The organism is Almyronema sp. (genome assembly GCF_052168255.1).
GTDB classification, from domain to species: domain Bacteria; phylum Cyanobacteriota; class Cyanobacteriia; order Phormidesmidales; family Phormidesmidaceae; genus Sphaerothrix; species Sphaerothrix epifaneia.
Genome location: NZ_JBQLZL010000056.1, coordinates 75,451 through 83,045 on the forward strand (window position 1 = coordinate 75,451; position 7,595 = coordinate 83,045).

At 53.3% G+C, this 7,595-nt stretch carries 9 protein-coding genes; 7 read left to right on the forward strand and 2 right to left on the reverse strand.

Annotation, left to right across the window (positions count from 1 at the left end):
• Positions 1 to 248: 248 nt before the first annotated feature.
• Positions 249 to 686 carry a peroxiredoxin gene (locus ACTS3T_RS12575; protein WP_377960952.1) on the reverse strand — a complete coding sequence of 146 codons (438 nt, stop codon included), beginning with the start codon at positions 684 to 686 and terminating at the stop codon, positions 249 to 251.
• Positions 687 to 854: 168 nt separating this feature from the next.
• On the opposite strand from ACTS3T_RS12575, the gene ACTS3T_RS12580 reads away from it, so the two are divergent.
• Genes ACTS3T_RS12580 through ACTS3T_RS12595 form a run of 4 tightly spaced genes read left to right on the forward strand, consistent with a single transcriptional unit; the run spans position 855 to position 2,511 of the window.
• Entirely contained in the window at positions 855 to 1,307 is a 453-nt protein-coding gene (locus ACTS3T_RS12580; RefSeq protein ID WP_462935083.1) for a GtrA family protein, read from the forward strand.
• Positions 1,304 to 1,507, forward strand: coding sequence for a hypothetical protein (locus tag ACTS3T_RS12585; protein WP_377960947.1), 204 nt, complete (start codon positions 1,304 to 1,306; stop codon positions 1,505 to 1,507). Before ACTS3T_RS12580 ends, ACTS3T_RS12585 begins: the two co-directional genes overlap by 4 nt.
• Complete coding sequence (locus tag ACTS3T_RS12590) at positions 1,470 to 1,712, forward strand: DUF6737 family protein (RefSeq protein WP_377960944.1); 243 nt, start codon at positions 1,470 to 1,472, stop codon at positions 1,710 to 1,712. Before ACTS3T_RS12585 ends, ACTS3T_RS12590 begins: the two co-directional genes overlap by 38 nt.
• Positions 1,696 to 2,511, forward strand: a complete 816-nt coding sequence (locus ACTS3T_RS12595; RefSeq protein ID WP_377960942.1) for an LPS biosynthesis glycosyltransferase — start codon at positions 1,696 to 1,698, stop codon at positions 2,509 to 2,511. The genes ACTS3T_RS12590 and ACTS3T_RS12595 overlap by 17 nt, the downstream gene beginning before the upstream one ends.
• On the opposite strand, the gene ACTS3T_RS12600 is transcribed toward ACTS3T_RS12595, so the two are convergent.
• Complete coding sequence (locus ACTS3T_RS12600) at positions 2,508 to 4,028, reverse strand: hydroxysqualene dehydroxylase (RefSeq protein WP_377960939.1); 1,521 nt, start codon at positions 4,026 to 4,028, stop codon at positions 2,508 to 2,510. The genes ACTS3T_RS12595 and ACTS3T_RS12600 overlap by 4 nt on opposite strands.
• 157 nt (positions 4,029 to 4,185) lie before the next feature.
• Between ACTS3T_RS12600 and ACTS3T_RS12605 the strand changes: the two genes are divergently transcribed.
• The 3 genes from ACTS3T_RS12605 to dusA all read left to right on the forward strand — a co-directional run bounded on the left by ACTS3T_RS12605 (position 4,186) and on the right by dusA (position 7,505).
• The gene (locus tag ACTS3T_RS12605; RefSeq protein ID WP_462935084.1) at positions 4,186 to 5,616 is read left to right on the forward strand and encodes a toll/interleukin-1 receptor domain-containing protein; all 1,431 of its coding nucleotides are present in this window, start codon (positions 4,186 to 4,188) and stop codon (positions 5,614 to 5,616) included.
• 208 nt (positions 5,617 to 5,824) lie between these two features.
• Positions 5,825 to 6,193, forward strand: coding sequence for a phage holin family protein (locus ACTS3T_RS12610; protein ID WP_377960934.1), 369 nt, complete (start codon positions 5,825 to 5,827; stop codon positions 6,191 to 6,193).
• A gap of 301 nt (positions 6,194 to 6,494) precedes the next feature.
• The gene (gene dusA, locus ACTS3T_RS12615) at positions 6,495 to 7,505 is read left to right on the forward strand and encodes a tRNA dihydrouridine(20/20a) synthase DusA (RefSeq protein WP_377960931.1); all 1,011 of its coding nucleotides are present in this window, start codon (positions 6,495 to 6,497) and stop codon (positions 7,503 to 7,505) included.
• Positions 7,506 to 7,595: the final 90 nt, after the last annotated feature.

A 7,595-nucleotide genomic window follows, 5' to 3' on the forward strand; every position in this document is an offset into this window, starting at 1 on the left:
GGTTTAACCAGGGTCTAACGCTAACCCAACTAGATCAAAAAACTGAAGCCTTGCTTCGCTTTCAAGCAGCAAAGGCTTTATATGCAGAGTTGAGTTTGTCCCATGCTGCAAAACGCTGCGACCAACACATTCAAAAGCTCAGCCAGCCAGAAAACAGCTAAAACGTCTAGACCCCCAGATTTTGGCTGAGCTAGCGCTAAAAGCTACCCGCAAAAATCCAGGGATCTAGAGCATCAAGCTAGTGAAACTTACACACCCATACCCGCCAGAATATCTTTAGCGTGGCTGTCGGCCTTAACCGAATCAAACACCTGATCAATCATGCCTTCGCCATTAATTAGATAGGTGACTCGCTTCGCATAGCCGCCACCATCCACATCATAGGCTTTGGTAAGGGTGCCATCCGGGTCAGCCACCAGGGTAAACGGTAGCCCATACTTCTCCTTAAACGCCTTGTGAGAAACCTCGTCATCCATACTGACGCCGAGAACCACCATATCTTTACCCTGATAGTCTGCAAACGCATCTCGAAAGCCCTGCGCTTCTTTCGTACAGCCCGGTGTATCGTCTTTAGGGTAGAAATAGAGAACCACTGTCTTGCCCGTAAAATCAGACAGAGATACGGTATTGCCCGCATCATCTTTGGCAGTAAAGTCAGGTGCCTTTGTGCCAGCAGATAGCGTCATGAGTTAAATCTCCTTAAATTTTGCGAGCGTCAAATCGCAAGCTATATTGCCACTCTAAATGGTAGGGGAATCTTTCGGTGCTTGTCAGTTTTGGCTCACACACTCACCCATTCGTTTGATATCCGCTGCAAAGCCGCTATCCTACATAAGTTGCCAGCTAACCCCGTTATGCGTCGCCCAATTCTTAAAAATAAAAAAATTCGGTTTTTAATTTGCGGTGGCATCACAGCAGCGTTTAACCTGGTCGCCATTGCTGCTCTGGTTGCCCTCTTTAGCGCTACGACTCCTTTGCTGCGTAACCTGGCCAACATTACCGCCATTGAAATTTCGCTTTTGTTTAGCTTCTGGGTCTATCGGCTGGGCGTTTGGCCTCAAGCTAGCTGGCAGCTTAAGCCAGTGCTGCTTTACCAACTGCCTGTCTATCACTTATCCGCTGCTTTTGTCATTTTGGCTCGCAGCTTTTTAATCTTTCCGCTGCTAGACTGGCTGGGCGTTCACTACTTGCTCAATACGCTTATCGGTATTGCCCTGGGGGCTGGGTTAACCTATTTTCTGGGCGATCAGGTCATTTTTAGCGATCGCCCCAAACGCTTGACCCCCAAGCAAAACAGCAAACTATGAACCCGCCCTTACAGCTAGAAACGCCTCGGCTGCTGATTCGAGACTGGCAGCCCGAAACCAACGCCGCCTCTGCCCTACAAATCTACGGCGACCCTACCGTTACCCAGTGTCTAGGCGATCGCAAACGACTACCCTATTTAACAATCCTCTTTAGCTTTACCAATGTCTCAGTCTCTTCCTCCGTCCCTTTGGCAGCTTAAACCCTGGTGGTGTCAACCCTGGTCAATTGTGTTAACCGGGCTAGCTGCACCTGCGGCGGTATGGGGCTTTAGCCATCGGCTCTGGCTAGCGGCTCCGGTGGGGGTGGGGGTGCTGCTGTGGTGGTTGGTGTTTCTTTATTGGGTACCCAAGCAGTACAAAGCGTATGTGCAGGGGGCACAGGCACCAGATGAAACGGCAACCTAAATTAATAGACTGTATCGGCCAAACGCTGATTGTTGCTTACCGGGAACCAACCGAGCAGTTAGAAACAACGCTGACGCAGGCAGGCTGTCGCTGTCAGGTAAGACGGCAGGTACATCAGCCCGGTTATGAAACTTATTCCAGAAGCTTTTTGTGCTTGCTCAATCATCAACAAGCTTGGCAGCAGGCCGCCGCCGCTACTCAGCCAACGCTGATTGTCGAGGCCGATTTTGTTCCTGTCGTTAACTTTGGTGAACTGCCCCCCCCTTTTGACCCCGCTGCCAAAGATTTAGGCATTGCCTGGTTGTATACCTGCGCTGCCCAGGTCTATCGCCTAAGCGAGACGGGGTACGCCCTGGGCTACTCTACCTCAATGGTGGCTTATGTCATTAGCCCTCAGAGTGCCCAGCTTTTGTTGCAGTTGGCAGCTACCGTTGCTCACGATCCGGGGCCAACCGTTTATACCCCCTGGGATTCTGGCATTGAGTATTATCTACGCGATCGCGGTTTGCAAAATTACGTCCCCTTTCGCAATTACGGCGAACATGGCGGCAAACCCAATCCCGAACATCAACAAAACAAGCTCAGCAAAGCTCACCGCGCCGACGTGCTCTACGGGTCTTTAGCTTTCCCGCCGATTTATATCGATCAAGAGCCAAATGGCCGCATCAAAGCCCGACTCAAAGGCATTGCCCGTCTGCTGCTAGGTAAGTATTTGCGCTGGCCTGTTTTGTTTAGCAGCGATCGCCCGTTGCCGCTACTGCAATTTGCTTTGACCCGTCACTTGAGCAGGCACCTTTAAGGTAGCCAAAATCCGGGCAAAACCGTGTCAGCCCATTGTCTGACAGTGCGATTAAGCTGCCGTGCCACTGCAATGTGAGGTTCGTCTGGCTCAACGGGCACAATTTTGGCAAACGTGCCTTTTTGCAGTTGGGCGATCGCCAAATTTGCCGCTTCTAACCCCGTCACGTAGGCTTTTTCTTGCGACCAAGAACCGTGGCGGTTCACCACCCAATCGCCGCTCATAAACACGTTGCTAAGGCTGGTTTGCGCTGGCAGCAGATAGCGATAGCTGCCCGGTGCAAAGTGGCTCACCGCTTGCGGCAGGCGAATAATGCTGTGGTCAATAATTCGAGCCTGCCCAAAGGCAGGGAGGCAGCTAGCTAGGTCTTGCTGTACCAGCGGCAAAATTTCGGCATCGGCTAGCGGCAAAAGCTGATTGGCGTGGTAAAAATCTACCTCGACAACCGAATCTGGCTCATTTTTGTACTCGTCGTGCAAAGCGTTGAGATCAAAGAAAGTCCAGCCAGTGGTGGGCTGAAAGCCAAAGCAGGCATTAGAAGGCTTGGGAATATTCACCTTGCGATCAAACCAGAGGCGGGTCGCCAGCACGTCGATCGCCCCTAAATTGCTGAGGTTGCGAAATTCAGGCCGCGATCGCAACGCCGCACTTCCAGCCACAATCTTTTTCAAGCCGCTAATGCCCACCGCAAAAATAACGGCATCGGCTTCAAACACCCGATCGCCACAGACCACCGCTGCTACGCGATCGCCAGCGGCTGACAGCACCACATCACTCACCCGCTGATTGGCGAGTACCTGCCCCCCTAGCCGCTCAATGGCCTGCACCCAGGGTCGAAAGATCCATTCTCCCACCGTCCCCCGACACCACACCACGTCAAAGTCGGGCTGATGCGCCAGGATGAAGTAGTAAAGCATGCCCAAAGCCGCTGCCGCCGAACACTGCTCTCCCGGCGCAAACAAACCCACTAGCAGCATTGGCTCAAAAGACTCTCGGTAGAGCCGAGCCGACACGCCAAATTGCTTAAACAGTTCGCGGGCAGTAACGCCGTCATAGCGTCGCCATGCCTGATCAGAATTGTCAAAATCAATCACCGCATACAGCAGCGGTAAAGCCGAAAGGCGATCGCTCAGCGGTAGCCGCTTAAACTGGGTATACACAAACGTCCCCAAGGGGCTAGGCAGCGGCGGCATGTCTTGAAAAATGGGCGACTCAACTTCTAGCCCCGCTGGTGAATACTGAGCCGACTTGGTAAACGGGGTAAACGGCTGAATATCTAGCTCTGCCATCAGCGCAAAAATGTTGCGATAGGGATACCAAAAGCCATGAATCCCCGCTTCTACCGATCGCCCCTGCTCGGTTTGCCAGCCTGCCACCAGCCCCCCCGGACGAGGCCCCGCTTCTAGCAGCGTCACCTCGTAGCCTTCTTTGGCGAGATGATAAGCTGCACCCAACCCAGCCCAACCTGCCCCTACCACGACCACCCGCTGGCGATCGCCTGTCTGCTCAAGCGTCATGATGCTCTCCTTGCTGCCTAATGTCAGCATGACACGACTCTAGAAACCTGACAGCGACGGTGTTCAATTTGGCTCAAGCCGATTTTCGACTGGCAATGCCATCCGCTAGATCTAATGGCAAGATTGAGGCATACCGTTTTCTGCCTGATCTGCCGCCATGACCCGACAGGCGCTTATTCTCAACCTCGCAGACTATAGCGATCGCCAGTTGCCCGCCTTAGACCCGGCACCGGGTTGGGCACTTAGCCAACAGCTTGAAGCCGCCGGCCATTTTTCTCCCCTGACCCGACTCCCCCTCTCAGGAGAAGCGCTTTCCAGCAAAGCCATCGGCCAAGCACTGCGGCACTTTTTGCTGGCTCCGGCTAGCCCCACAGCCGGACTGATTTATCTCAACAGCTACAGCCTCATGCTGGAAGATAGCCTAGGCGAACTCCAAGGCGTCCTCTTGCCTGCCGATGCCGCCATCGTGGGAGACGGCTCTAGTATTGTTGAGCAGCGCAACGGCCTCTTACTCGAAAGTCTTAACGGGCTAATGCGCAAGTCTACCCTCAGCCAGCTCACCGTTTTGTGGGATAGCTATCATCACGGCTTGGGGCTGACGCCCGCTGTCTTGGAGGCAACGTTAACGGTTTTTACCGAAAAGCCCAACTATTGCTTAATCACTACAGCGATCGCCCCGGCTTCAGACCAGTCGGCTCAGACCACCTTGACCCAAACCCTGCTCGATCTGCTGGTACCTGCCCAAGCCGATGCGGCTGGTCAGATTAGCAGCGATCGCCTGTTTGCTGCCCTCAAACGTCAGCCTCAAACCCTTGCGGGCTTACCCGTTCAGCTCGGCCATAGTGATTGGGCTATTGTCAGCTATGGGGCAAATTTACCAGCCGCTCCCCCGCCCCCCGTTAGCCCCATCTTTCACATTAGCCACAGCAACCTCACCAACTTAGCCACCAGCGGCGATATCCACTACACGGAAGCCGCCAACCAAATTCGCCAGATCAACGCCAACAGCAGCCCCCTTAACCTGCATAGGGGTACTGTCCCTCCCGTTGAAGCTAATCCCCTGCCACCCCCTGCCCCTGTAGCAACGCCCCGCGATCGCCAGCCGCCTCCGGCTTTAAAGCCAGTTGAAGTCTTTTTTTCTTACTCCCACCGGGATGAAGACCTGCGCGACGAAATGGCTAAACACCTAAGCATTTTGCAGCGGCAGGGCATTATTGCAGCCTGGTACGACCGCGATATTGAAGTCGGGGCTGAATGGGCCGCTGATATTGACGCTCACCTGAACTCAGCCCAGGTCATTTTGCTGCTAATCAGTCCAGACTTTATCGCTTCTGACTACTGCTTTGATTTAGAAATGAAGCGGGCAATGGATCGGCACGCCGCCGGAGAAGCCTACGTCGTCCCTGTGATTTTGCGGCCAGTAGATTGGTCAGGAGCAGCCTTTAGCAAACTGCAAGCCCTGCCCAAAAATGCCAAACCCGTCACAACCTGGGCTAACCGCGATCAAGCATTTGAAAATGTCGCCAGGGGTATTCGCCAACTGGTAGAGCGGCTCTCGCGTTTGTCTGATGCGGGTTTAAGCGAGTGAGCCTGAGACAAATCGCCGCGCCTTTTTCCAGACTGCACGTCAAGAAACATTACGGCATTTTTTACGATATTTCTTGAGTTGGCAATTGTAGCGCCATAGCCTATTAACTTTGAGCATGGCCTGATATTTTTGTGGTCGAGTGGCTCTCTAGCTTGAGCCTGTAGATCGTCAGGGCTGGTGTGTTGTTACTGATTGTGAGGAAATGCAAATGTCTTGGTTAATTAGCAGTTTGATTTTTTTGGTCGTTACCGCCATTAGCTTACTGATTATTGCCCAACTGCCCTTAGGCATTGAAGTTGATAATTTTGGTAAAGCCTTTATTGCCGCTCTAATTTTTGGCGTTTTAACTGCGATCGCTACGCCCATTTTGTTTCTTTTGCAACTGCCCATTATTAATATTCTGTTTTTCCCAATTTTGATTTTGGTTTATGCGCTGCTGTTTGGCATTACCGCCAAGCTAGTAGTAGGGTTTCGACTGCGCAGCATTTGGAGTGCCATCATCGGCGCGATCGCCTTGGGCATTGTTAACCGTATTTTGTTTTTTATTCTGGGAAATATTTTTCCGGCGGTGGGTTGAGTTTTGAGGGAAATAGGGGGGAGGGGGAGATGGGGGGATGAGATAGGGAGGATGGGGGAGATAGGGAGATGGAGGAGATGGGGAAGATGGGGAGATAAGGGGGAAGAGGGAGACGCAGGGATGCGAAGATAGGGAAACGCGGGGATGCGAAGATATATAGACAAGACACGCCACAATCTCCCTAACCCCCCTCACCCCTCTCCGTTTCCCCTATCCATCCTCTCCATTCCTCAAAACTCAACCCAACCCCTCCCTATCTCCCCACCCCCTCACCCCCTCCATCCCTCACCCCTCCCTATCTATGACTGTTTCGCTTTCTCAACGACCTGGTCAGCCGCAATCGGCTATGGCGATCGCTCCTTTGAGTGTGGCTCCTATGATGGATCGCACTGATCGCCATTTTCGCTACTTTATGCGGCAAATCACCCGCCAAACTTTGCTCTATACCGAAATGGTGACGAGTAAGGCGATTATTCACGGCGATCGCGAACGGCTTTTGGGCTTTTCTTTGGCAGAAAAACCGCTGGCTTTGCAACTGGGGGGAGATTCGCCGTCGGAGCTGGCTAGCTGTGCCCGCATTGCCGCAGATATGGGCTACGACGAGGTCAATCTAAATGTAGGCTGCCCTAGCGATCGCGTCACTACTGGCAACTTTGGCGCTTGCTTAATGGCTCAGCCGGAACGCGTGGCTGACTGTGTAGCTGCTATGCGGGCAGTCGTATCCATTCCGGTGACGGTAAAACACCGCATTGGCATTGATCAGCGCGATCGCTATGAAGATATGGCTCATTTTGTAGCCGTGGTGGCACAAACGGGCTGCGATCGCTTTACCGTTCATGCCCGCAAAGCCTGGTTGCAAGGACTCAGCCCCAAAGAAAACCGCACTGTGCCGCCCCTGCGCTACGACGACGTGCATCGCTTAAAGCGAGAGTTTCCTCAGTTAAAAATTGAAATTAACGGCGGCTTTTCGTCGCTGGCAGCGGTGCAGACGCAGTTGTCAGCCGTAGATGCTGTGATGATTGGCCGCGCGGCCTATGATGATCCTTATTTGTTTGCAGCCGCCGATCAGGTGATTTTTGCTCAGCCAACCCCGGTGCCCAGTCGCCACCAGGTAGCAGAAGCCATGCTGCCCTATATCGACACCTGGATAGCCAAGGGATACAAGCTCAACAAAATTACCCGCCACATGCTGCAGCTCTTCTTAGGTCAGCCGGGGAGCCGTCTCTGGCGGCGGTATCTCACTGAGCAGTCCTGTCGCTGGGAGGCGGGGTCTGAGGTCGTTCGCGCCGCGATCGCGCAGATGCCAAAGTAGCCTATTGGGCGCGGAGGTGCTTGATAGGCTCAACGCCGTTTATGCGCTGTGGCAAACCGCTCAGGCGATCGCCAGGAATTGTTCATACTT

Excerpts from the sequence above, each read along its gene's own strand:
- ACTS3T_RS12575 (WP_377960952.1), bottom strand. The coding sequence starts at position 686 with ATGACGCTATCTGCTGGCACAAAGGCACCTGACTTTACTGCCAAAGAT.
- ACTS3T_RS12580 (WP_462935083.1), top strand. The coding sequence starts at position 855 with ATGCGTCGCCCAATTCTTAAAAATAAAAAAATTCGGTTTTTAATTTGC.
- ACTS3T_RS12585 (WP_377960947.1), top strand. The coding sequence starts at position 1,304 with ATGAACCCGCCCTTACAGCTAGAAACGCCTCGGCTGCTGATTCGAGAC.
- ACTS3T_RS12590 (WP_377960944.1), top strand. The coding sequence starts at position 1,470 with ATGTCTCAGTCTCTTCCTCCGTCCCTTTGGCAGCTTAAACCCTGGTGG.
- ACTS3T_RS12595 (WP_377960942.1), top strand. The coding sequence starts at position 1,696 with ATGAAACGGCAACCTAAATTAATAGACTGTATCGGCCAAACGCTGATT.
- ACTS3T_RS12600 (WP_377960939.1), bottom strand. The coding sequence starts at position 4,028 with ATGACGCTTGAGCAGACAGGCGATCGCCAGCGGGTGGTCGTGGTAGGG.
- ACTS3T_RS12605 (WP_462935084.1), top strand. The coding sequence starts at position 4,186 with ATGACCCGACAGGCGCTTATTCTCAACCTCGCAGACTATAGCGATCGC.
- ACTS3T_RS12610 (WP_377960934.1), top strand. The coding sequence starts at position 5,825 with ATGTCTTGGTTAATTAGCAGTTTGATTTTTTTGGTCGTTACCGCCATT.
- dusA (WP_377960931.1), top strand. The coding sequence starts at position 6,495 with ATGACTGTTTCGCTTTCTCAACGACCTGGTCAGCCGCAATCGGCTATG.